Raw genomic sequence first — 23,373 nt, 5'->3', positions numbered from 1 at the left:
CTCCGGTTGGCGCTCAGCCGTCGCTCCATTGTCCCGTGAACCAGCGGGTTTCGGCAGGTCGGGCGGGAGTGCGGGGGTCGGGCCGGCGGGCTGCATCCTGCGATGTTGGCAAGCGAGGTTGAATCGCTGGTAACGAGCGGGTGGCCGTCAGGCAAGCGCGGCACTTCCAGCGAGGTTCCCCCACCGCACCGTCACCGGCGGCTCCCCGTGATCCTGCCCCGTCTTCCGCCGTTCACTTCCGGCCGTGCCCGGTCAGGGTCCCTGCGGCGGCTCCGGCGGCACCCTCGGTGATGCGTGGGCCAAAGCCGGGCCAGGGCCAGTCCAGGGCCAGGGCCGGCCTCGGGCGCGGAATCCCGGCCGGGGATTCCCGTCGGGGAAGGTCAGGACTCCGCGCGGTACATCAGGTCGGTCTCGTGGACGGTGAACCCGAGCCGTTCGTAGACGGCGACCGCGGGCGCGTTGTCGGCGTCGACGTAGAGCATGGCGGTGGGCAGGCCGCGGTCCACGGCCAGGTGGCGCAGGCCGATCGCGGTCAGCGCGCGGCCCAAACCGCCGCCCTGCTCGCCGGGGGCCACGCCGACGACGTAGACCTCGCCCAGCCCCTCGGCGGCGTGGACCTTCGTCCAGTGGAAGCCGGCCAGCTCGTCCCCGCGGACGGCGAGGAAGAAGCCGGCGGGGTCGAACCACGGCTCGGCCTCGCGGTCGGCGAGGTCGCGCAGGGTGAGGCTGCCCTGCTCCGGGTGGTGGGCGAAGGCCGCCGCGTTCACCGCGAGCCAGGCCTGCTCGTCCCGGCCGGGCTCGAAGGTGCGGACGGTGACGCCCTCGGGCAGCCGTGCCTCGGGGAGGTCCGAGGCGGCCGGGTCCAGCGGGCGGCGCATCTGCCGCAGCTCGCGGAAGAGCTTCAGGCCGAGCTGCACCGCCAGGTGCCGGGCCGCGGGGTGGCCGCCGTGCGCCCACACCCGCAGCCGCTTGCCGGTGGCCTCCAGCATCGCCTGGCCCAGCGCCCGGCCGTGGCCGCGCGAGCGGCGGCCGGGGTGGACCAGCAGCTCGCCGGCCGGGGCCTCGACGGGGTCGCTGCCGTCGATCTGCGCGTAGCCGGTGAGCTCGGTGTGCTCCGGGCCCGTCCACAGCAGCAGGTGCCGCACCCCCGCGCGCTCGCCGTGCCGCACCCGCAGCCTGCCCTGCTCGGACACCGCGGGCTGCCCGTCCTCCTCGGCGCCGGCGGCGATCAGCGCGAGCACCTCGTCGGCGGTCGCCTCGGGCAGGACGGTCAGTTCCTCGATGCGCCGGTCGCTCATGCGGAGATCGTACGGCGCGCCCTCCGCACCCGGGCCGCCGCCTGCGCCGGCACCGGGATGATCAGCGCCGATGCGCAGGCCGTGGCGGCCGCGAGCACGAAACCGGGCCAGTAGGCGGTGGCCGAGATGAGCGCCGCCATCAGCGGCGGTACGACGGCCGCGGTGAGGTTCTGGCCGGTGTTGTGGACGCCGAGCGCGCGCCCCGACCAGGCGGGCCCGGCGTGCTCGGCGGTGGAGGTGAACGACAGCCCGTTGGTGCTGGAGGTCAGCGCGATCGCGGCGACCAGCAGCACCGGCGTCAGCGGCGAGGGGAAGGCGGTGGCCACGGCGGTGGTGCCGACCAGTGCCGCGGTCAGCACGGCCAGCTGCCGCATCGGCCGCAGCCGCTCGCCGACCCGGTCCGACCAGCGGCCGACCACGATGCGCGACACCGCGCCCAGCCCCTGGGCGACGGCGATCAGCTGGCCGGCGTGCACGGGCGACCAGCCGCGCACGTCGACGAGCAGGACCAGCGCGAACGCGCCCGCGGTGAACTGCGGAACGACCAGCAGCGCGGCCGAGCCGTGGATCCGCCAGAGCAGGCGCGAGCCGCGGTAGGGGTTGGGCGCGGGCCCGGCCGCGGCCTTCTCCGGCCGGACCGGGTCCGCGGCGAACAGCGCGATGAGGACGGCGATCACCCCGCACACCACGGCCAGGAAACCGAAGGCGCCGCCCAGGCCGTGCGCGTCGGACAGCGGGGGCATCGCGAGCGCGGCCACGCCCATGCCCAGCGGCGTGGACGTCTGCCGGATGCCCATCGCCAGGCCCCGCTCACCGGCGGTGAACCAGCCCATGACGAGCCGGCCGCTGGCCGAGTACACCGAGGCGCCGGCCGCACCGGCCAGCACCAGCACCAGTCCGAGCGCCACCATGCCGTGCACGGCCCAGGCCGCGACGGCCAGCGCGCCGGCCGCCGTGCCGAGCCCGAGCGCGATGACCACCCGCTCGCCCCACCGGTCGGCGGCCGCGCCCCACAGGTAGAGGGCGAGCACCAGGCCCGCGGTCGGGCACGCGACGAGGAGGCCGACCTGGGTCAGGTCCAGGTGCTCCTGGCGGCGCAGCGTGTCCGCGAGGTAGGGGATTCCGTAGACGAAGGCACAGGCCGCGGTCTGCGCGGCGGTGCCCAGGGCCAGCATGATCCAACGGCGCACGGGGCCGGCACCTCCTTGGTAGGTGGTGCCGCCAACTATGTTCCCATGTCGCGTGTTGAGACAGTCTGTTTCGTATCGTGAGACGCCCTGTGGGGCTGTCCGGCCCTAGGGGAGTGGTTCGTCCGGAGGCGGGGTGGGCGCGCCGGGCAGCTGGAGCACGGCGAGCGTCCCGCCGCCGTCGGCGGGCGTCAGGCTCACCTCGCCCCCGGACTGCTGCACGGTCCGCGCCACGATCGACAGCCCGAGCCCGCTGCCGGGCAGGCTCCGCGCCGACGGCGAGCGCCAGAACCGCTCGAACACGTGCGGCAGGTCCTCGGAGGGGATGCCGGGCCCGTGGTCCCGGACGGTCAGCCGCCCGCCGTGCAGCCGCACCTCGATCACCCCGCCGGACGGGCTGAACTTCACCGCGTTGTCCATCAGGTTGACGATCGCCCGCTCCAGGGCGGCCGCCTCACCGCGCACGTACCAGGGCGCCACGTCCGCGACGATCTTCAGGTCGGGTCCGCGCAGCCGCGCCCGGCTCAGCGCCGTCTCCGTCACCTCGTGCAGCGGCACCACCGACAGGACGTGGGACGCGTCCGGCCGGGACAGCTCCTGCAGGTCCCCGATCAGCGCGGCCAGCTCCGTCATCTGCGCCTTCACCGAGGCCAGCAGCGCCTTGCGGTCCTCCGGCGGAATCGCCCTGCCGGTGGCCTCGCTGCGTTCCAGCAGCTCGATGTTGGTCCGCAGCGACGTCAGCGGGGTGCGCAGCTCGTGACCCGCGTCCGCGATGAGCTGCGACTGCCGCTCGCGCGACGACGCCAGGGCCGCCGTCATCGCGTTGAACGACGCGCTGAGGCGGGCGATCTCGTCCTGCCCCTCGACGGGGATCCGCACGTTCAGGTCCTCGGTCCGCGCGATGTGCTCGACGGTGTCCGTCAGCCGGTCCACCGGGCGCAGACCCGCCCGCGCGATCGCCGCGCCCGCGCTCGCCGCGCCGAGCACTCCGAACCCGGCGACGGCGAGGAGCAGCCACGCGAGCCGGTTGAGGGAGTGGTCGATCTCGGTGAGCGGCTGCGCGACGGAGGTCGTGAACCTGACGCCTCCGGCGTGGTCGCGGTACGTGAACACGCGCATCCGTGTCCCGTCCTTGGCCGTCGCCGAGTGAACGGTGTCCCGCTTCTGGCCGTTCGCGACCTGGATGTCCGAGCTGCTGGCCGGGATCGGGGACTTGCCCACCACCGTGCACACGCTGCCGTCGGAGGCGATGAGCTGGACGGTGTAGACGTTCGGTGCCGCCCCCCCGGTGGGCTGGGCGGGGCAGTCGGGGGCCCGGGCGACATCCGACAGCACCTCAGGGTTGGGGCGTACCGCCGTGAGCGACGAGTCGAGCTGCGACGTGAGCTGGCCCCGGGTGATGAACCAGCACGCCAGTGCCGCCGCCGCCACCGCGACGGCGACCGCCGCCGCGGTGAGGAGGGCCAGCCGGGAGCGCAGGGGGAGCCGGTTCACGAATGACCGCCGTCCGGGGCGCGCAGGACGTAGCCCACTCCCCGCACGGTGTGCACGAGGCGCGTCATGCCGCCGGCCTCGGTCTTGCGCCGCAGGTACATCACGTAGACGTCGAGGGAGTTGGACGAGGGCTCGAAGTCGAAGCCCCACACGGCCTTGAGGATCTGCTCGCGGGTGAGGACCTGCCGGGGGTGCGCGAGGAACAGCTCCAGCAGGGTGTACTCGGTGCGGGTGAGCTCGACCGGCTGCCCGTCGCGGGTGACCTCGCGGGTGGTGGTGTCCATCCGCAGGTCGCCGAAGGTCATGACGTGCTCGTCGCCGGCCGGGCCGGCCGCGGTCGCGTAGGAACTGCGCCGCAGCAGGGCCCGGAGCCGGGCCAGCAGCTCGTCGAGTTCGAAGGGCTTGACGAGGTAGTCGTCGGCGCCCGCGTCCAGGCCCGTGACACGGTCGCCGACGGTGTCGCGTGCGGTGAGCATGAGGATCGGGGTGGTCACGCCCGACGAGCGCAGCCGGCGGGCGGTCGTCAGGCCGTCCATGCGCGGCATCAGCACGTCGAGGACGATGGCGTCGGGTGCGTAGGCGTCGACCTGCTCCAGGGCCGCCATGCCGTCCGCGGCCAGGGCCGTGTCGTATCCCTCGAAGGTGAGGCTGCGGCGCAGGGCCTCCCGCACGGCGGGCTCGTCGTCGACGATCAGGATGCGGGCGGGGGCCTCGCCGCTCTCGCCGGGGCTCATGGTCTGCGGTACCTCACTGACGGACATGGCGGTGTGTACGGGAACGGTCTCAGCGTCGCACGGCCGCGGCGCGGCGGCGTGCACTTGGGTGAGGGGTCCGGGCGGCCGGGGTGGCCCGCACCTCCGCCGCACGGCGCAGCGGGGGCAGGCCGGCGGCCAGGGCGAGGGGGAGGTCGACGTCGGCCGGGCCGGTCGCGGCGGCCGGGGCGTGCGGGTGCCACGACACCGCCGCGCCCAGGGCGCGCCGCAGGCGGTTGACGCCGGCGGTGAGGGTGCTGCTCATGGGTTCTCCCAGGTGGTGCGGGTGAGGAGGTCGGGGGGCCGCGCGTGCGGGCGGCGGCGGGGTCAGTTGGTGCCGCCGGCCCGCAGGGTCGCGAGGTCGGCCTTGACCGTGTTGATCGGGATGGCGAAGCCGAGGCCGACGCTGCCGGCGCCGGACGAGCCGCCGCTGCTGGAGGAGTCGGAGTACATCGCGGAGTTGATGCCCACGATCTGGCCGCTCAGGTTGATCAGCGCGCCGCCGGAGTTGCCGGGGTTGAGGGAGGCGTCGGTCTGGATCGCCTTGTAGGTCGTGGTGGAGCTGCCGGTGTCGCCGTTGTACTGGTTGCCGCCGAAGGAGAACGGCCACCGGCCGCTGCCGCTGCTGCCGTCGCCGCCGAACTGCTGGCCCTGGCCCTCGTCGGTGGAGACGGTCACGTCGCGGTTGAGGGCCGAGACGATGCCGCTGGTGACGGTGCCGCTCAGGCCGTCGGGGGAGCCGATGGCCACCACCTGGTCGCCGACGGCGATGCCGGAGGAGTCGCCGAGGACCGCGGCGGGCAGCCCGGAGGCGCCGGTGATCTTGATCAGCGCGAGGTCCTTGCCGGAGTCGGTGCCCACCACGGAGGCGCGCGCCGTCCTGCCGTTGCTGTACGTGACGCTGACGGTGTCGGCGCCCGCGATGACGTGGTTGTTGGTGACGACCTGGCCGTCGGAGGTGACGATCACGCCCGCGCCGGTGGACTTGCCGCCGCTGGACGTGGCGTTGATCTCCACGACGCTGGGACTGACCGCCTTGGCCACCCCGGCCACGCTGCCGTCGATCGCCGAGGCGTTGATCGCGGTCGCGGGGGAGGCGGTGGTGGTGTGGTCGGTCGCGTTCCCGATGAGGGCGCCGGCGCCGCCGCCGATGACGCCCGCGGCCAGGGCGACCGCCGCGAAGAGCAGGGCGGGCTTGCGGAGCCGGCGCCGCCGGTGCGGAGCCGGTCCGCCGGCCGCGCCCCCGTACCCAGGGCCGTACGGGGGCGCGGGCGGGAAGCCGCCGGAGGCGTCCCCGCCGCCGGGCGCGTCGGGACCGGCGGTGTGGGAGGCCACGACCTCGGACGGGACGACCCGGTCGTCCCCGAAGGCCGGCGGCTCGTACGGGGTGGTCGCGTGGACCTGCGGCCCGGGGTAGCCGTACACCGGGCCCTGCGGGCCCTGCGGGAGCGGGGGCTGCTGGTCGTACGGGTGGGGTTCGCCGTTGCGGCTGCTCTCGGTCATGTCCATCAATGTGCGCTCGGACCATGAGAGGTTCCTGAGTACACGCTGAGAAGCCCGACAGAAGTAGGTATGCCCGATATAAGGACCGACGGCGGCGGCCGTCCCCGCTCTTTATTCGGGCCCAACACCCGGGTCGTTCAGGGGAGTTGCGGGGAGGGGGCGCCGAGGGCCCGCCGGACCCCCGAACGGCTCAGTGGCAGCCGCAGGAGGCGCGGACCACCAGCCGGGACGGGAACTGGCGCAGCCGCTCCCGCCGCGATCCCGGCACCCGCAGGGAGTCGTCCAGCACCGCGTCCACCGCGGCCCGGGCCATCGCCTGCCGGTCCGAGGCGACCGTGGTCAGCGGCGGGTCGGACAGCGCCGCCTCCTTCACGTCGTCGAAGCCGGCCACCGCCAGCTGCCCCGGCACGTCGATCCGCAGCTCGCGGGCCGCCCGCAGCACGCCTATGGCCTGGTCGTCGGTGGCGCAGAAGATGGCCGGCGGCCGGTCGGGGCCGGACAGCAGGTCCAGCGCGACCCGGTAGGCGTCGTAGCGGTTGTACGGGGCCTGGAAAAGCCGGCCCTCGACGGGCCGGCCGGCTTCCTGCATGGCGCGCTGCCAGCCGACCACGTGATCGTGCACCGGGTCACCGACGACGGGGGTGATCTCGGTGCCGCCCAGGCACGCCACGTACGGGTGGCCGTGCTCCAGCAGGTGCCGGGTGGCGAGCTGCGCGCCGCCGATGTCGTCGGTGACCACCGCGACGTCGTCGATGGCCTCGGGCCGCTCGTGCAGCAGCACCACGCGGGCGTCCCACGCGTCGATCTCTATGGCCGCGTTCTCGCTGGGGCCCTGGCTGATCAGGATCAGGCCGGAGACCCGCATGCCCAGGAACGCCCGCAGGTAGTGCACCTCGCGGTCGTCGAGGTAGTCGGAGTTGCCGACCAGCACCATCTTCCCGCGCTCGGACGCGGCCTGTTCGACGGCGTGTGCCATCTCCGCGAAGAACGGCTGCCGGGCGTCCGGCACGATCAGGCCGATCAGGTCCGTGCGGCGGCTGGCCATGGCCTGCGCCACCCGGTCCGGGCGGTAGCCGAGCTGCTTGATGGCCGCGAGCACGCGCTCGCGGGTGGCCGGGGCTACCGGCCGGGGTCCGTTGTTGATGACGTAGCTGACGACCGCGGTCGAGGTCCCCGCCAGCCTGGCCACATCGTCACGCGTCACCTTGGGCACGTCGCGCAGTCTACGCGTGTCTATCCGGCCGTTACATGGGTCGTCATACCGGTCATACCGTCTGCTCGGCCGAGGAACTCCGCGCGGTGGCCCCGTCCCTGCCGCGGCCCTGCGCGGCCTCGCTGCGCGCGGCCTCCTCGGCGGCCCGCTCGACCTTCTCCGGCGTCACGAACCGGTAGCCGACGTTGCGCACGGTGCCGATCAGCGACTCGTGCTCCACGCCGAGCTTGGCGCGCAGCCGCCGCACGTGGACGTCGACGGTGCGGGTGCCGCCGAAGTAGTCGTAGCCCCAGACCTCCTGGAGGAGCTGGGCGCGGGTGAAGACGCGGCCCGGGTGCTGCGCGAGGTACTTCAGCAGCTCGAACTCCTTGAAGGTCAGGTCGAGCACCCGGCCCTTGAGTTTCGCGCTGTACGTCGCCTCGTCCACCGACAGGTCGCCGTTGCGGATCTCCATCGGGCTGTCGTCCGCGGTGATCTGCTGGCGGCCGGTCGCCAGCCGCAGCCGGGCCTCGACCTCGGCCGGGCCCGCGGTGTCCAGCAGCACGTCGTCGATGCCCCAGTCCGCGGTGACCGCGGCCAGCCCGCCCTCGGTGACGACGAGCATCAGGGGGCAGCCGGGGCCGGTGGAGCGCAGCAGCTGGCACAGGCTGCGCACCTGCGGCAGGTCGCGGCGGCCGTCGATGAGGATGACGTCGGCGCCGGGGGTGTCCACCAGGGCCGGGCCCTCGGCCGGGGCCACCCGCACGCTGTGCAGCAGCAACCCGAGCGCGGGCAGGACCTCGGTCGACGGCTGGAGGGCGTTGGTCAGAAGGAGGAGTGAACTCACCTGGCGCTCCCGTCGGTCGTCCGGACATGACACGGCGTGCTGCCTCGCGGTGCGCTGCGCACCGCCTGGTCGAGCTGGTCGTGCTGGCTCAAAACCGAACCCTCCTCGGGCCTGCGAGGACGACGTACCTCGTGCGGAAAGCACGAAAGGACCCGGGGGCGACATTGCCCAGGTCCTCTGCCAGGCAACAATAGCCCACATGGAACGCCCTGCCGAGACCGAGGACATGCGTGTGCGTGTCGAACCGACCGCATCGAGTGCCCGGCGGACCGTTCTGTTGACGTCCGACGGCGTCCCGATCGAGGCCGCCCACCTGCCCGCGGCGCACGGATCCGGCCGCCTCGCGATCGTGATCGCGCACGGCTTCACCGGCGCGCTGGAGCGGCCCGCGGTGCGCCGTGCGGCCCGGGAACTGAGCAGGTTCGGCGGGGTGGTGACGTTCTCCTTCCGCGGCCACGGCGGCTCCGGCGGCCGCTCCACCGTCGGCGACCTGGAGGTGCTCGACCTGGCGGCGGTCGTCGCCTGGGCGCGCGGCCTGGGATACGAGCGGGTCGCCACCGTCGGCTTCTCCATGGGCGGTTCCGTGGTGCTGCGGCACGCGGGACTCCCCGGCACGCGGGACGCGACGGGCGCCGGTGACACGACGGGTGCCGGGGTCTCCGGAGGGGCTGGGGACGCCGGTGACGGGTACGGCGTGGCCGCGGTGGTCTCGGTCAGCTCGCCGGCCCGCTGGTACTACCGCGGCACCGCGCCGATGCGCCGCGTGCACTGGGTGGTGATGCGGCCGGTCGGCCGGCTGGTGTCCCGGTTCGGCCTCAAGACCCGGATCCACCCCGAGGACTGGAATCCGGTGCCCGTCTCCCCGGTGGAGGCGGTGCCGTTCATCGCGCCCACGCCGCTGCTCATCGTGCACGGCGACCGCGACACGTACTTCCCCCTCGACCACCCGCTGTCCCTGGCCGCGGCCGCGGGGGAGGACGGCGCCGAGCTGTGGATCGAGCGCGGGTTCGGCCACGCCGAGAACGCCGCGGACGACGCGCTGCTGGCCCGCATCGGCGCCTGGCTGACCTCCCGCGTTCCCTCCGCGTGAGACCGACGGGCCATGATGGACCCCGGTACGACCTGAAGACGACGAACGGAAAGCGTGATGGCTGCACCTGACACGGCCCCCGGGCGCCTGGCGGCGGGCACGATCCGCTACTGGGCCGCCGCGAAGGCCGCCGCCGGCACGGCCGAGGAGCCGTACGAGGCCGCCACCCTGGCCGGCGCGCTCGCCGCCGCCCGTGAACTCCACGCAGGTGAGCCGGAGTTCGGCCGCGTACTGCAGCGCTGCTCCTTCCTCGTCGACGGCACGGCGGTCGGCACCCGCGACCACGCGTCGGTGTCCCTGCACGACGGCGCGACCGTGGAGGTCCTGCCGCCCTTCGCCGGAGGTGCCCGATGACCACTCCCGGTGACGGCGAGCCCTACCGCCCCGGCGGCGCCCCCGACACCCCGGACGCCTCGGGCTTCCCGCCGCCCCCGGCGGCGCCCCCGGCGCCGGGCCACGCCCACGGCCACCCGCACGACGGGCAGGCCGGCGGCCACGGCATCGAGGGCCGCATCGTCGGCCACGGCTCCGACGGCTTCGGGACGCCCTCCGGCCCGCCCGGTTACGGGACGTCCGCCCCGTACGCGACCCCCGCCGACTACGGGACCCCCGGTTACGGCGCCCCCGCCGACTTCGCCGCCGGCGCGTCCTCCCAGCCCGGTTACGGGACCGACCCCGGTTACGGGACCGGCGCCGGCTACGGGACCGACCCTGGTTACGGGACGGCCCCCGGCTACGGGACCGACCCCAGCTACGGGTACGGCAACGACCCTGCCTACGGGTCCGGCGCCGGGTACGGCACCGACCACGGCTTCCCCGCCGCGCAGGCCGACACCGGCACGTACGTGCCGGAGCCGCTGGCCGGGCAGATGCCCGCGGAGGCGGACCCCGGCGCCGCGTTCGGCCTCCCGTCGTCCGGCGGCGCGTGGGGCGGCAACGCCCCCGCGCAGGACGGCTACCAGGGACCGGCGGGCGTCGACGGCTGGGGGCAGACACCGCAGGCCGCGCAGCCGTGGGAGCACGCCGCGGCGGCGGACGCGCACCCCGGCCACGGGCCGGCGCAGCCGCAGTCGCCGCAGCAGCAGTGGTCCCCGCCGCACGCCTACGCCGGCGGTCAGGATCCGCAGGCCCCCGGCCGGCCCTTCGGCCCCGCGTACGGCACCGCCGCCGCCTTCGGGGGCGGCGTCGAGCAGACCGCGGTGCTGCCGGTCATCGACGAGGAGCCGTCCGCGTCCGAGCCCGCCGCGCCGGTGCGGACGGGGTCGCCGATCATCCCGCCGGGGATCCAGCCCGCCGCGCTCACCGCCGCGCTCGGCCTGCTCATGGCGGGCGGCGCGGCCCTCGGCAAGCCCGGCCTCGCGCTGGTCCTGGTGGTGCTGGAGGCGGTGACCGCGGCCGGCTGGTTCCGGCTGAACGGCATGTGGCCGGCCCGCCAGGGCATCGTGCTGGCGTTCCTGGCCGGCGTCACCGCGGACATCGCGCTGCTCGCGGCCGGCGGCGGCCACAACGCGGAGGTGCTGCTCGGCACGCTCGGGGTGTGGCTGCCGCTCGTGCTCGTGCTGCAACTGCGCCACCACGGCTCCGCCGACGAGCGGCTGTCGTCGCTGACGGCGACGTCGGCCTCGACGCTGCTGACCGTCGTCGCCGCGGGCTATCTGGCCACCGCGGCGTCCGGCGCGGGCAGCGACCCGGTGGTGGTCGGCGCGATCGCGGTGGCCGCGGCCACACTGGTCCGCGCGGTCCGGGTGCCGGGCGGCGAGGCCGTGTCGCTCGCGCTGTCGGTACTGGTGGCCCTGGTCACCGGTCTGGTCACCGGTCCCGCGACGGGGCTCGGCGCCCCCCACGGCGTGCTGCTCGCGGCCGCGTCCGGTGCCTGCGCGCTGGTGGGCCTGCGGGTCGCCAGCTACGACTTCCCGTCGCGTTTCGTGCACTTCACCGCGGGCGTCGCGTTGCCGCTGACGGCCGCTGCCCCCGTGGTGTACCTGCTCGGGAACGCCCTCCACTGAGGGTCCGTCCGGTCGCGAGGGGCCCTCGGCGGGGCCTTCGACGGGGCCCTCGCCCCGGGCATCGTCCCAGGTGGCCCGGGTCCGGCCCGGGATCACGGTTGGGTCCGATCTTCATACGATCGGGAACCACTGGCCCCCCGCCGTCCGTCAGGCGTTAGCGGAGGGGCAGTACGCCGTGCGGGACCCCCCGTGCGGCGCGGCCGCGAGGACGGGCGGATCCCGGCCCGCGGCGAACCGGCACGGACAGCGGGGAGCACCGACGCATGCGAGTGGCGCGAATAGTCCTGATCGTCGTGGTCGTCCTCGGCGGTCTGTTCGTCGCGGCGGACCGGATCACCGTGTCGGTGGCCCAGCACAAGGCCGCGGAGCGCGCGCAGGTCACCGAGAACCTGACCGAGCGGCCCAAGGTGACCATCACCGGCTTCCCGTTCCTCACCCAGGTGGTCTCGGGGAAGCTGGACGACGTGAAGGTCAGCGCGGACGGCATCGCCGCGACCGACGGCAGCCAGTCGCTGCGCATCGACACCTTCCGCGCCGACCTGTACGGCGTGAAGCTGTCCAACGGCTTCAGCCACGCGGTCGCCGACTCCGCGGACGGCCAGGCGTTCATCACCTACGCCGACCTGTCCAAGGCCGCGCCCGCGGGCATCAAGGTCTCCTACGCCGGGGCGTCGTCGTCCGGCACGCCCCGGGTCAGGCTCACCGGCTCGTTCCTGGGCGCCCACCTGAGCGTGCTCAGCGACGTGATCCTGAAGGGCGACACGATCGGGCTGCACGCCGAGGGGCTGCCGAAGGAACTGACCGCGCTCGGCCTGGAGGGCAAGGTGCGGGCGCAGATCGACTTCACCCGGCAGGTGTCCCACCTGCCGGCCAACCTCCAGCTGACGTCGGTGACCACCACGCCCGACGGCATGTCGGTGCAGGTCGGCGGCAAGGGCGTCGTCCTCGCCAACTGAGGAACTTCTCGCCGACTGAGACAGCCGCGTCCGCAAGGCGGCCGACACCGACGGTCCGGGCCCCCTCGAACGCGCGCGCGACCGCCCGCCGGGGCGTTCCGGGGGTTCCGGAGGCTCCACGGAAACCGCGTGTTCCGCCATACGGACAATCTTGTCTCGGCATACGACATGGCGGTGACACCCGGCGGTTCATTTCCCTACGATCGGGACTCATGAAGCGACAGGCGGATCTCACGAAGCGGCGGGCAGTCGACCTGTGCCGCGTCGCCGCCATGCTCTGTCGCATGCCCTAGGGGCAGCAGCTCTCCTCGCCGCAGCGGGCCCACGGGCCCCGGCGTCTCCTGCCAGCCCCCTGCTCCGCGTGCCCACCGGCACACCCCAGCGCGCCCTCGCGCATCCCGCAGCCCGCGCCACCGCACATCCGTACTGCCCCGGAGGAGATCAGCATGAGCCGCAGTGACGTCCTGGTGGACGCCGACTGGGTCGAGGCCCACATCGACGACCCGAAGGTGGTCATCGTCGAGGTCGACGAGGACACCTCGGCCTACGACAAGAACCACATCAAGAACGCCGTCCGCATCGACTGGAAGAAGGACCTGCAGGACCCCGTCCGCCGCGACTTCGTCGACCAGGCCGGCTTCGAGGCGCTGCTGTCCGCGAAGGGCATCGCCAACGACGACACCGTGGTGCTCTACGGCGGCAACAACAACTGGTTCGCCTCGTACGCCTACTGGTACTTCAAGCTCTACGGCCACGACAGCGTCAAGCTGCTCGACGGCGGCCGCAAGAAGTGGGAGCTGGACTCCCGCGACCTGGTCGCCGCCGTGCCGGAGCGCGCCGCGACCGCGTACCAGGCCAAGGCCCAGAACACCGCGATCCGCGCGTTCCGTGACGACGTGGTCGCCGCGATCGGCGACCTGAACCTGGTCGACGTGCGCTCGCCCGACGAGTTCTCGGGCAAGCTGCTCGCCCCCGCCCACCTGCCGCAGGAGCAGTCGCAGCGCCCCGGCCACGTGCCCAGCGCCCGCAACATCCCGTGGTCGAAGAACGCCAACGACGACGGCACCTTCAAGTCCGACGAGGAGCTCGTGCAGCTCTACAAGGACGAGAACGTCGACCTGGCCAAGGACACCATCGCGTACTGCCGGATCGGCGAGCGCTCCGCGCTCACCTGGTTCGTGCTGCACGAGCTGCTCGAGGTCTCCAACGTCAAGAACTACGACGGCTCGTGGACCGAGTACGGCTCGCTCGTGGGTGTCCCGATCGAGCTCGGCGCCAACTGACCCGACCGACTGAGGCGAGGACTGAACCCTATGTGTGGAGCGAAGGCCGGCGGCCCTGACCTGGCAGGAGTGGACGTGGCGAACGAGACGATCATCCAGGGGTCGGTGACCCGCGACGGCGAGCCGGTCAGCGGCTACGTGCGGCTGCTGGACGGCGGCGGCGAGTTCACCGCCGAGGTGCCCACCTCGGCGACCGGGCAGTTCCGCTTCTTCGCGGCGCCCGGCACCTGGACGCTGCGCGCGCTCGTCCCGGGCGCCACGGTGGACCGCACCGTCGTTGCCCAGCAGGGCGCGGCGGCCGAGGTCGCCATCGCGGTCTGACGCCCGCGGGGCCCCGTCCGGCCCCCGGCTCCACCGCGGTGAGAACACGGAGGGCCGCACCCCGCGCAAGGGGGTGCGGCCCTCCGCGTTACCGGTTCCGGTCTCCGGCCGCCGGACGTACCTTTGAAGTGTGTACTCGCGCCGTCGTCACTGGTACTTCGCCATGATGGGCACTTGCGTGGTGCTCTTCATCATGGCGTGGGCAGTGGTGCGCCTGTGGTCCGTTCCGGCGGCCATCGCGATGTGCCTGGTCGCCATGGTCATCCCCCCGGTCGCCGCCATCGTGGCCAACCGGCGCGGTCCCGAGGACCGCTGGTTCGACGAGCCCGACGGCGACTCCGGCGACCCGGAGTCCGACGCCTGGTGGGCCGAGCTGGACGGGAAGGGCCCCAAGGACCCCAAGGACGGCAAGGACGGCAAGGACCATCCGGACGGCAGGCCGTCGCCACGGCGCCGTCCCGAGCAGGGTCCCCCGTAGACCGGCGCGCCCCGCAACTCCTCAGCAGCCTCAGTAGACGAGTGCCCGCACGCCCTCGGGCATGATCTCGCTGACGAAGACCTGTGCGCCCGCGATCCGGACGCCCTCGATCACGTCCCGCTCGGAGATGTCGCGGCGCGCGGCGCACTGGGTGCACAACGTGACCCGGCCGCCCTCCAGCACCGACGCCAGCAGTTCGTCCATCGGGGCGGCGTGCGGCAGTTCGAACTCCGCGGCCCTGCCCGGCAGGGCGAACCACGCCGACTCGCCCGTCAGCCACAGCGAGACCTCCACGCCGCTGGCCACCGCGACGCCGGCCACGGTGAACGCCTGGGAGCAGCGCTCGGGTGCGTCCGCCCCTGCCGTCACTTTGATCACAAGCTTATTCGCCATGGCCTCAGCCTAAGCGGTGGTATAACTCTGCATCTGCGCGATCACGCGCATCACCGCTTGTCAGCCCGGGGGGGCTTGAGATGGTCGACGACGGGTACCCGTCTGTCTTTCGACGCCGAACTCGCGTACGTGCGGCGGCTGGGGCGCCGGAGGCGCCTGCCGCGCCGGGTGCGTCCGGCACCCGCTGTCCGCTGAGGCACGCCGCCGCGACGGACCGGCCCGCTCCCCACTGAGCCGGCCGGCGGCGGCCGCTCCGTCACGGGCCCGCGTCGCCTCCTCTCCACGCTCCGCCTTCTCCCGGCCGCCCTCGGGCGCGCCTCCGTACGACCGTTGCCCCGGGCGACGGCACCCCGCTCTTCTGTTCACACGTACGTGTCGCCGGCCCGCCACGGGCCGCAGCCGGCCGTGCCTCCCGCTTTCCGGAGAACCCCTTGTCCCAGGACACCCCCGTGCCCGAACCCGGGCCCGACCCCGTGCCCGAACCCGGCGCCGACCCCGTGCCCGAACCCGTGTCAGAACCCGCGCCTGGAACGGTGCCGCAGCCGGAGCCCCACTCCGAGGCCGTCTCCGAGCTCGCCTCCGAGCCGGTCGCCGGGCCGGGCTCTGAGCCCGTGCCCGTCCGGCCGCGGCGTGGCGGCCGCACCACGCTGCTGATCGCGAGTGCCGCGGTGCTCGGCGTTCTTGCCGGCGGCGGGCTCGGCTACCGCATCCAGCAGCAGCGCACGCCCACACCGTTGCCGCCGCTGACCGGTTCCGTGCTCGCCCAGCCCAAGGGCGCCGGGGTCGCGCCCAAGGAGCTGCCCGTCTCCCAGGACCGTGCCGCGATCTACGACGGCGACCTGCTGAAGCTGCTCAGCCCCACGCCGAAGGGAGCCAAGGAGCTCGGGCGTGACTGGGAGTCGCTGGCCGATTACAGCGACCGCTACGAAAAGCCCGCCGGCGCCTTCGAGGACTTCGCGGCCAACGACTTCCGGCGGGCCGCGGTCGCCACGTGGAGCCAGAGCCGCACCACCGTGGTCGCGATCGAGCTGGTGCAGTTCCGCGACGACGCGGCGCCGTACACGCCCGGCTGGCTCAGCGGCCAGGAGCTCGACCGCGACGACGACAAGGAGCTCGCGGACAGCGTGGACCTCCCCGGCACGATGGACGGCAAGGTCTGGGCCTCGGGCCTGCCGCACCACGAATCCGGCTACGTGGACTCGTACTACGCGAGCGGCCTGGCCAGGGTCGGCGACATCGTCGTCGAGGTCACGTGCTTCTCCGCCAAGCCCGTCAAGGCGGCCACCGTCGCCGCCCTCGCGACCAAGCAACTGGAGCGGCTGTGACCGAGGAGAACATCCCGCCCGTGCCCGTGCCCGTGCCCGTGTCCGTGCCCGCCGAAGAGCCGACGCCGACGCCCACGCCCGTGCCCGACGTCGCGGGAGTGTGGCCCTCCGAGCCGCCGCAGGCGCCGGCTCCCGGGGCGCCGCGCGGACGGCGCCGCCTCGCCCTGGGCACGGCCGCCGCCCTCGTGGCGGTCGCCGCCGCCGGCGGCGTCGGGTACACCGTGCTGCACCACGGCGGCTCCGGCGCCGCCGAGGCCGCCCCGAGCACGGCCGCCACGCCGTGGAAGGAGCCGGCCCCGAGCGTCACCAAGGCGTTCGGCGCGCGGTCGGGCGGCAGCCACTACGGCAGCCTGGCCCTGCTGCTCCTGCCCGTCCCCGACAACTACGGGCCCGGTCCGGACGTCGACGCGTTCGGCAACGACGTCGTGCTCGACGCGCACCAGGCCCAGGACCTCGTCAAGGGTGACGTGACGGACCTGCCCGCCAAGGAGCGCAAGGCGATCCAGGCGGACGTCGACGCGTTGCGCATCGAGGGCGCGGGCCTGCGCACCTACACCCAGCACGACAACCAGCTGGTGATCCAGATGGAGATCGTGCAGATGAAGAACAAGGACGGGGCGCGCGCCGAGACCCGGTTCTTCACCTCCTTCACCAAGGCGCTGGGCGTGTTCCGCAGCGGCCCGAAGATCTCCGGGCACCCGCAGGCCACCTGCGTCCTGCCGCCCAAGGAGCACCACGCCGCGTTGGAGGAGATGTACTGCCAAGCCACCGAGGGGGACCTGATGGTCAAGATGACGGCCAGCGGCACCCTGCCGCTGGAGAAGGCCGAGGCGGCCGACCTGCTGCACAAGCAGCTCGACCGTGTCCGGGACCCGGGGCAGGCGGTCTGATGAGCGACATCACCTCCGAGATCGCGCCATCCGAGTCGGCACTCCCGACCGCAGCACCGCCCGCGACCGAAGCACCGCCCGCGCCCGAAGCAGTGCCCGCGCCCGAGACGGCACCTCTGGCCGAGACGGCGGCTCTGGCCGAGACGGCGCTCCTCACGGAGCCGCCGGCCGCGCCGCTGCCCGAGGTCGTCGTGCCGCGGGCGCCGCGGCGCGGGCTGCGGGCGGCGATCCGCTGGACCGCGGCCGTCCTGGTGTTCGCGGCGCTCGGCGGCGCGACCGCGTACGCCGTCACCCGGCCCGAGCGGACCCGCATCCCCGGCCTCCACACGCCCGACGACGGCCGGTGGACGTACCCGCCGCTGGCGCTGCCCGAGCTGCCCGCGGGCAAGCCGCGGCCGTTCGCCGACGCCAACCCCGGCCACCACCACTACACCGACGTGCGGTCGCTGCTGCTGCCCGCGCCCGTCGGCGGGACGGCCGATCCGGCCGTCCCCGGCCCGGCCGGCTGGCTGCCGCAGGACTCCTACCTGGGACTGTTCAAGGCCTATGACGACTACCTGCGCAAGACGGAGGGCGCCGAGCTGCGCGAGCAGGGCCTGCGGCACATCGCCGCCCGCTCCTTCACCACGCCCGACGGCACGCGCACCGACATCTACCTGCTGCAGTTCCTCAGCGGGGGGTTCGCCGACATCTACGCGCCGAACCTGGGCGCACAGCGGCTGAAGGTCGCGCCCGACGCGGCCACGGACAAGAGCGTGGCCTCCCCGGCGGTCCCCGCCGACGTGACGGTCGACGCCTCCGCCGAGTCGCCGCCGTACGGGGAATCCGCGACCCGGTACGCGTTCCTGCGCGCCGGGGACGTGATCGCGCTGGTGGTGCAGACCCGCAAGGGCTCGGTCGCCGAGGTGCCGTTCCGCCAGACCGTCCGCCTCCAGGCCCAGCTGCTGGGCTGACGGCGGCCACCGGCGGGGGCCGGCCCGCGAGCCCGCGGTTCGGCCCCCGCCCCCGCCCCCGCACCCCTCGCCGGCAACGGCCCGGGCCACACGTCACGCTCACGCGGCCTGCCCGCGCCGGGGGCGGGGGCGCGGACTAGACTCGTGGGCGGCCCTGACCGCCCGCCCGTCCGAGGAGCACGCACCGTGCACATCGAGTACTACTACGACGCTCTGCTCATCCTGATCTGCGTGGCCATCGCGGCGTTCGCGTTCTACGCGGTGAAGAAGCTCTACCAGGGCCAGCGCTGACATGATCGAGATCCCCTCGGACCTGCACCCCGAACTGGTCCCGCTGGCGTTCCTGCTGGGCAGCTGGACGGGCGCGGGCGTGCACGACTTCCCCGGCGCCGAGAAGTGCAACTTCGGGCAGGAGGTCACCTTCACCCACGACGGCCGGCCGTTCCTGGAGTACGTCTCGCACACGTGGGTGCTCGACGAGGACGGCAAGAAGGTCCGCCCGCTGGAGTCGGAGAGCGGCTACTGGCGGATCGACGCCGAACGCAAGGTGGACGTCACCACCACGCGTGACGAGGGCGTCGTCGAGATCTGGACCGGTGAGCTGGCCCAGGACAAGCCGCAGATCGACCTGGTCACCGACGCGGTGGCGCGGCTGCCGCAGTCCTCGGAGTACAGCGGCGGCAAGCGGCTGTACGGGTACGTCAACGGCGACCTGATGTGGGTGGGCGAGAAGGCCACGCCCGCGGTGCCGCTGCGCGCGTACATGTCGGCGCACCTGAAGAAGGTCGTGGACCCGCGGGAGTGGGCCGCCGACCTCAAGGACCTGCCGGACGACGGCATCGCGTTCTTCAAGTAGCCGCCGGCCTCCGTGACGGAGGACCGCGCCCGGGGCCCGCGCCTTCGCGCGGGCCCGGCCCCTTTCCTGGCGTGCCCGGCTCTTTCCGGGCGGCCCCCGCCCGTTACCCCGTGCCTACACTGGCCGTGTGGCGAGCACCGACTGGAAGAGCGATCTGCGGCAGCGCGGCTACCGGCTGACCCCGCAGCGCCAGCTTGTCCTGGAGGCCGTCGGCCACCTGGAGCACGCGACGCCCGACGGCATCCTGTGCGAGGTCCGCAAGACCGCCTCCGGGGTGAACATCTCCACCGTCTACCGCACCCTGGAACTGCTGGAGGAGCTGGGCCTGGTCAGCCACGCCCACCTCGGCCACGGCGCCCCCACCTACCACCTGGCCGACCGGCACGACCACATGCACCTGGTCTGCCGCGACTGCGACTCGGTGACGGAGGCGGCCGTGGAACTGGCCGCACCCCTCAAGGAGCAGCTGCGCGAGCAGTTCGGCTTCGAGACGGACATGAAGCACTTCGCGATCTTCGGCCGCTGCCGGGACTGCTCCCGCAAGGCGGGTACCGGGCCGGAGTGACCGCGGGTCCCGCGGGACGGGACGCGGGACGGACCGCGGGAAGCCGGAGCCGTCATCCTCACGGGGGCCGGCCGGTCGTACGCTTGACGGCATGATGAAGAGCCCTTTGCTGTCGCTGCCCGGCGCCGTCCCCGCAGAAGGCCCTGACGAGGGCGTCGCCGCCCACTACGGCGACCTGTTCCGCGAGCAACGCGCCCTCGCCGACGGCACCGGGTTCGTGGACCTCTCCCACCGCGGTGTCGTGACGGTCACCGGTGCGGACCGCCTGTCGTGGCTGCACCTGCTGCTCACCCAGCACGTCGAGCAGCTGGCGCCCAACGTGGCCACCGAGGCGCTGATCCTCTCCGCCCACGGCCACATCGAGCACGCCCTGTACCTGGTGGACGACGGCGCCACGACCTGGATGCACGTGGAACCCGGCACCCAGGAGGCGCTGCTGGCCTACCTGGAGAGCATGAAGTTCTTCTACCGGGTGGAGACCGCGGACGTCACCGACCAGTACGCCGTGGAACACCTGCCCGCCGGGTCGATCGTGCAGATCCCCTCGGAATGGGCGGTCCGCGAGACCCCGTACGGCAGGGACGTCTTCGTCCCCCGCGACCGCCTGGAGGAGTGGGCCGCGCGGTCCGGCCCGGCGATCGGGGTGCTGGCGTACGAGGCGCTGCGGATCGAGGCGCACCGCCCGCGTCTGGGCCTGGAGACCGACCACCGCACCATCCCGCACGAGTTGGGCTGGCTGGACACGGCCGTGCACCTGAACAAGGGCTGCTACCGCGGGCAGGAGACGGTGGCCCGCGTGCACAACCTCGGCCGGCCCCCGCGCCGGCTGGTCTTCCTGCACCTGGACGGCAGCGAGGTGCACCTGCCCGGGCACGGCGCGCCCGTGCGGGTCGCCGAGGACGGCCCGGACGGCGAACCGGGCCGCGCGGTCGGCTTCATCACGTCCTCCGCCCGCCACTGGGAGCTCGGCCCCATCGCGCTGGCCCTGGTCAAGCGCAACACGCCGGAGCGGGCGACGCTGCTGGCCGAGGACACGGCGGCGGCGCAGGAGACGGTCGTCGCGCCCTGAGCGCGTGATCCGACGGCATCGCCAGGGTCCTGGACCGGTCTCGCACGGTCCAGGACCCGATGTCGTCAGTGGCCCCTCGTCAGAGGCCCGTCGTCAGTGGTCCGCGCCCCGGCGCCGTCACGTCACCGAGGTCGGGACCCGTCGCCGTCAGAGGTCCAGGACCACGGTGAACGGGCCGTCGTTCGTCAGCGACACCTTCATGTCCGCGCCGAACACCCCGGTCGCGACGGTCGCGCCCAGCTTCCGCAGCTGCGCGACGACCTCGTCCACGAGTGGTTCGGCGACCGGGCCGGGCGCCGCCGCGTTCCAGGTGGGGCGGCGCCCCTTCCGGGCGTCACCGTAAAGCGTGAACTGGCTGATGACGAGCAGCGGGCCGTCGACGTCCGAACACGACTGCTCGCCGGGCAGGATGCGCAGCGTCCACAGCTTGCGCGCCAGCCCGGCCGCCTTCTCCACGGTGTCGTCGTGCGTCACCCCGACCAGGACGCACAGTCCCGGTCCCTTGACGGCTCCGACGGTCTCCCCGTCGACGACGACCTCGGCTTCACTCACCCGCTGGGCTACTGCTCGCATCCCGCCATTGTGGCCTGGACGCGTCCGGGTCCCTCACACGGGTGAGGGGGGCGCGCGGGGTGGCGCGGTACGCCCGGTCGGCGGGTTCGCACAACTGTTGCGACGGCCGTTCGGGTGCCATGTCGCTGCGGGGTGTCAGCGGCAAGTGGCAGCATCGATTCCGGGTCGCGGCGCGCTCGCCGCGAGGGAGGGACGACAGGTATGACGACACCCGGCACTGGAGAGACTTCCGGCACCGCCGCACCAGCACCTACGGCGGCGTCCGGCCCCGCCGGACCGACGGCCGCCGTTTCGACGGCGCCCACCAGGAAGGGCCATCCCATGCTGAAGGCCGACGCCATGGGCCCGCTGCGCCCGCCCGCGCCGCGCAGTCCGCTCATGGACACCCCGACCCCCGACCTCGCCCGGCTGGACCTGGCCGCGCTGCGCGCCCTGCGCCGGGACGCCCAGCAGGAGGAGGCCGACCTCTCCTACCTGCGGCGCATGCTGCACGGGCGGATCGACATCCTCCACGCCGAGCTGAACCGGCGCGGCAGCGGCCCCGCCACCCCCGGCGGGCGGCCGGCCGCGGACGCCCCGGTCGTCGACCGCCTCTCGGAGATCCTCACCGACGGGCCCTCCCGCGTCCGGTCCTCGGCGCGGCACGTCACCCTCGGCACCCCGCTGACCGAGCGGGTCAGGGCGCTGGCCGAGGAGATGCTGTCCGAGGTCGAGCTGTCCGACCTCGACGCGCGCACCGACCCCGAACTGGACGTGGCCATGGGCCGGCTGCTGCGCCACGAGCAGCACGTCTCCGGGCGCCGGCACGCCCTGCAGCGGACCGTGGACGGCTGCTCCGCCGAGATCACCCGGCGCTACCGGGACGGTGAGGCGCGGGTGGACGATCTGCTGGCCGACGGCTGAGCGGCCGCACGGCCGCCGGGCTCACCGAAGCAGGGACCGGGCGGCCGTCGACCGGGTGGCCGTTGACCGGGTGTCCCTTGACCGGGCGGTCCTTGACGCGGTGCCCCACCGGCCCGTTAATCGGATGCAGGGCCGTGGGCGGCTCGCCTAGCGTGCGGCCATGAGCCCTGAGATCCGCACGCTGGACGAGACCGATGTCGCCGACTGGGTGCGCGCCCTGCACACCGGGTTCCATCTCGCCCCCTCCGTGACGGACGAGGAGGTGGCCGCCCGCCGTGCCGCGTACGACCTCGCGCGAACCCGCGGTGCCTTCGACCAGGGCCGCTGCGTGGCCACCTTCCGCAGCATGCCGCGCGAACTGACCGTCCCCGGTGGGGCGTTCCTCGCCGCCTCGGCGATCACCAACGTCTCCGTCACCGCCACGCACCGCCGCCGCGGCCTGGCCAGCCGCCTGATGGCCGCTGACCTGGCGGACGCCAAGGAGCGCGGCGAGGCGGTGGCGATCCTCGTCGCCGCCGAGTACCCGATCTACGGGCGCTTCGGCTTCGGTCCCGCGACCTGGGTGGCGGACTGGGAGGTGGACCTCCCGAGGGCGGCGCTCGACCCGCGCTACGCCGGCCCGGACGACGGCGGCCGGGTCGATCTGGTGGGCGTCGACGAGGTCCGCAAGGCCGGCCCCGCGCTGCACGACCGCGTCCGCGCGCTGACCCCGGGCGCCATCGACCGCACGCCCGGATGGTGGGAGATCGCCACCGGCGAGCGGGTGTTCGCCTCGCAGCCGTGGACCGAGCCGTTCTTCGCGATGCACCGCGACGCGGCCGGAGAGGTCCAGGGACTGGTGGCGTACACCACGGTCGACCACCCCTGGCCGGGCAAGCTGCCGCGGGTCGACGCCAAGGTGCGGCAGCTGATCGCGGCGACGCCGGCCGCGGAGCAGGCGCTGTGGCGCTTCCTGCTGTCCCTGGACTGGGTGACGAGGCTCGACACCAACCACCGCGCCCCCGACGACGTCCTGCCGCTGCTGCTCGGGGACCCGCGAGCGGCGCGGACCGAGACCCTCGCCGACTTCATGTGGCTGCGCGTGCTCGACGTTCCCGTCGCGCTGTCCGCCCGCACCTACGGCGGTGCGCCCACCCGCCTGGTGCTGGACGTGCGCGACACGGCCGGACTGGCCGGCGGGCGCTTCGTCCTGGAGACCGACGCCGCGGGCGCCGGCCGGTGCACTCCTTCGACGGCCGCGGACGAGCCCGAACTCACGCTCGACGTCGCGGACCTGGGGTGCCTCTACCTGGGTGACGAGTCGGTGTCCCGGCTCGCCGCGCTGGGCCGCGTGGCGGAGGACCGCCCGGGCGCCGTCCGTGCGGCCGACGCCCTGTTCCGTACCGCCCGCCGGCCGTGGTGCCCGGACGTCTTCTGACCGGGTGCCCTGGCCGCCGGGC

24 protein-coding genes and 1 pseudogene are annotated in these 23,373 nt (G+C 73.9%); 15 read left to right on the top strand and 10 right to left on the bottom strand.

The features are described 5' to 3' along the window. Positions 1-380: 380 nt before the first annotated feature. The 8 genes from mshD to BMW99_RS23825 form a co-directional block, all read right to left on the bottom strand. Positions 381-1,298 (bottom strand): mycothiol synthase, encoded by a 918-nt coding sequence (gene mshD, locus BMW99_RS23860; RefSeq protein ID WP_075017504.1) that lies wholly within the window; start codon positions 1,296-1,298, stop codon positions 381-383. Next, a complete protein-coding gene (locus tag BMW99_RS23855; RefSeq protein WP_245791597.1) occupies positions 1,295-2,488 on the bottom strand; it encodes an MFS transporter in 1,194 nt (397 codons plus the stop codon). The genes mshD and BMW99_RS23855 overlap by 4 nt, the downstream gene beginning before the upstream one ends. Before the next feature lie 105 nt (positions 2,489-2,593). After that, positions 2,594-3,979: a sensor histidine kinase gene (locus BMW99_RS23850; protein ID WP_075017503.1), complete on the bottom strand. Its 1,386-nt coding sequence runs from the start codon at positions 3,977-3,979 to the stop codon at positions 2,594-2,596. After that, on the bottom strand, positions 3,976-4,713 hold the full coding sequence (locus BMW99_RS23845; RefSeq protein WP_069464665.1) for a response regulator transcription factor: 738 nt from the start codon (positions 4,711-4,713) through the stop codon (positions 3,976-3,978). Before BMW99_RS23845 ends, BMW99_RS23850 begins: the two co-directional genes overlap by 4 nt. Positions 4,714-4,762: 49 nt before the next feature. Next, positions 4,763-4,996 (bottom strand): hypothetical protein, encoded by a 234-nt coding sequence (locus tag BMW99_RS23840; protein WP_069464661.1) that lies wholly within the window; start codon positions 4,994-4,996, stop codon positions 4,763-4,765. Positions 4,997-5,058: 62 nt separating this feature from the next. Then, positions 5,059-6,234 carry a S1C family serine protease gene (locus BMW99_RS23835; protein WP_075017521.1) on the bottom strand — a complete coding sequence of 392 codons (1,176 nt, stop codon included), beginning with the start codon at positions 6,232-6,234 and terminating at the stop codon, positions 5,059-5,061. A gap of 190 nt (positions 6,235-6,424) precedes the next feature. Continuing rightward, positions 6,425-7,447: a LacI family DNA-binding transcriptional regulator gene (locus BMW99_RS23830; RefSeq protein ID WP_069464663.1), complete on the bottom strand. Its 1,023-nt coding sequence runs from the start codon at positions 7,445-7,447 to the stop codon at positions 6,425-6,427. Positions 7,448-7,499: 52 nt separating this feature from the next. Continuing rightward, positions 7,500-8,273 (bottom strand): winged helix-turn-helix transcriptional regulator, encoded by a 774-nt coding sequence (locus BMW99_RS23825; protein WP_069464664.1) that lies wholly within the window; start codon positions 8,271-8,273, stop codon positions 7,500-7,502. Positions 8,274-8,472: 199 nt separating this feature from the next. On the opposite strand from BMW99_RS23825, the gene BMW99_RS23820 reads away from it, so the two are divergent. The 7 genes and pseudogenes from BMW99_RS23820 to BMW99_RS23790 form a co-directional block, all read left to right on the top strand. Beyond that, a complete protein-coding gene (locus BMW99_RS23820) occupies positions 8,473-9,363 on the top strand; it encodes an alpha/beta hydrolase family protein (RefSeq protein WP_079138602.1) in 891 nt (296 codons plus the stop codon). Positions 9,364-9,450: 87 nt separating this feature from the next. Then, a complete protein-coding gene (locus tag BMW99_RS23815; RefSeq protein ID WP_075017520.1) occupies positions 9,451-9,717 on the top strand; it encodes a MoaD/ThiS family protein in 267 nt (88 codons plus the stop codon). Continuing rightward, complete coding sequence (locus BMW99_RS23810; protein WP_075017502.1) at positions 9,714-11,369, top strand: hypothetical protein; 1,656 nt, start codon at positions 9,714-9,716, stop codon at positions 11,367-11,369. The genes BMW99_RS23815 and BMW99_RS23810 overlap by 4 nt, the downstream gene beginning before the upstream one ends. A 263-nt stretch (positions 11,370-11,632) precedes the next feature. After that, positions 11,633-12,325 carry an LmeA family phospholipid-binding protein gene (locus BMW99_RS23805; RefSeq protein ID WP_069466738.1) on the top strand — a complete coding sequence of 231 codons (693 nt, stop codon included), beginning with the start codon at positions 11,633-11,635 and terminating at the stop codon, positions 12,323-12,325. A gap of 446 nt (positions 12,326-12,771) precedes the next feature. After that, entirely contained in the window at positions 12,772-13,608 is an 837-nt protein-coding gene (locus tag BMW99_RS23800) for a sulfurtransferase (RefSeq protein WP_069466739.1), read from the top strand. A 30-nt stretch (positions 13,609-13,638) separates the two neighbouring features. Then, positions 13,639-13,929 (top strand): DUF1416 domain-containing protein, encoded by a 291-nt coding sequence (locus tag BMW99_RS23795; RefSeq protein ID WP_069466740.1) that lies wholly within the window; start codon positions 13,639-13,641, stop codon positions 13,927-13,929. 130 nt (positions 13,930-14,059) lie between these two features. Beyond that, positions 14,060-14,314: pseudogene (locus tag BMW99_RS23790) on the top strand (DUF3099 domain-containing protein); the annotation flags it as partial. A 123-nt stretch (positions 14,315-14,437) separates the two neighbouring features. Here the strand turns inward: BMW99_RS23790 and BMW99_RS23785 are convergent. Continuing rightward, on the bottom strand, positions 14,438-14,800 hold the full coding sequence (locus tag BMW99_RS23785) for a DsrE family protein (protein ID WP_069466741.1): 363 nt from the start codon (positions 14,798-14,800) through the stop codon (positions 14,438-14,440). 449 nt (positions 14,801-15,249) lie between these two features. Here BMW99_RS23785 and BMW99_RS23780 point away from each other — a divergent pair, with 449 nt between their 5' ends. The 6 genes from BMW99_RS23780 (at position 15,250) to ygfZ (ending at position 20,458) form a co-directional block, all read left to right on the top strand. Next, the gene (locus BMW99_RS23780) at positions 15,250-16,125 is read left to right on the top strand and encodes a hypothetical protein (RefSeq protein ID WP_079138962.1); all 876 of its coding nucleotides are present in this window, start codon (positions 15,250-15,252) and stop codon (positions 16,123-16,125) included. Then, on the top strand, positions 16,122-17,015 hold the full coding sequence (locus BMW99_RS23775) for a hypothetical protein (protein WP_069466742.1): 894 nt from the start codon (positions 16,122-16,124) through the stop codon (positions 17,013-17,015). Before BMW99_RS23780 ends, BMW99_RS23775 begins: the two co-directional genes overlap by 4 nt. Further along, positions 17,015-17,968 (top strand): hypothetical protein, encoded by a 954-nt coding sequence (locus tag BMW99_RS23770; protein WP_107485401.1) that lies wholly within the window; start codon positions 17,015-17,017, stop codon positions 17,966-17,968. Before BMW99_RS23775 ends, BMW99_RS23770 begins: the two co-directional genes overlap by 1 nt. A 292-nt stretch (positions 17,969-18,260) precedes the next feature. Then, positions 18,261-18,824: an FABP family protein gene (locus tag BMW99_RS23760; RefSeq protein ID WP_075017500.1), complete on the top strand. Its 564-nt coding sequence runs from the start codon at positions 18,261-18,263 to the stop codon at positions 18,822-18,824. A 127-nt stretch (positions 18,825-18,951) separates the two neighbouring features. Beyond that, positions 18,952-19,389, top strand: coding sequence for a Fur family transcriptional regulator (locus tag BMW99_RS23755; RefSeq protein WP_069463834.1), 438 nt, complete (start codon positions 18,952-18,954; stop codon positions 19,387-19,389). Positions 19,390-19,483: 94 nt separating this feature from the next. Beyond that, positions 19,484-20,458 carry a CAF17-like 4Fe-4S cluster assembly/insertion protein YgfZ gene (gene ygfZ / locus BMW99_RS23750; protein ID WP_069463833.1) on the top strand — a complete coding sequence of 325 codons (975 nt, stop codon included), beginning with the start codon at positions 19,484-19,486 and terminating at the stop codon, positions 20,456-20,458. A 147-nt stretch (positions 20,459-20,605) separates the two neighbouring features. Here ygfZ and dtd read toward each other — a convergent pair whose 3' ends face one another. Then, on the bottom strand, positions 20,606-21,031 hold the full coding sequence (gene dtd, locus BMW99_RS23745; RefSeq protein WP_069463832.1) for a D-aminoacyl-tRNA deacylase: 426 nt from the start codon (positions 21,029-21,031) through the stop codon (positions 20,606-20,608). A gap of 201 nt (positions 21,032-21,232) precedes the next feature. Here dtd and BMW99_RS23740 point away from each other — a divergent pair, with 201 nt between their 5' ends. Together BMW99_RS23740 and BMW99_RS23735 are read left to right on the top strand one after the other, a co-directional pair. Beyond that, positions 21,233-21,934 carry an RsiG family protein gene (locus tag BMW99_RS23740; protein ID WP_107451573.1) on the top strand — a complete coding sequence of 234 codons (702 nt, stop codon included), beginning with the start codon at positions 21,233-21,235 and terminating at the stop codon, positions 21,932-21,934. Between the two features lie 160 nt (positions 21,935-22,094). Continuing rightward, positions 22,095-23,351 carry a GNAT family N-acetyltransferase gene (locus BMW99_RS23735; RefSeq protein ID WP_075017499.1) on the top strand — a complete coding sequence of 419 codons (1,257 nt, stop codon included), beginning with the start codon at positions 22,095-22,097 and terminating at the stop codon, positions 23,349-23,351. Positions 23,352-23,373 lie beyond the last annotated feature (22 nt).

The sequence above is a fragment of the Actinacidiphila rubida genome (genome assembly GCF_900110255.1).
Lineage (GTDB): Bacteria > Actinomycetota > Actinomycetes > Streptomycetales > Streptomycetaceae > Actinacidiphila > Actinacidiphila rubida.
This window is presented reverse-complemented; position numbering and strand designations above follow the sequence as displayed.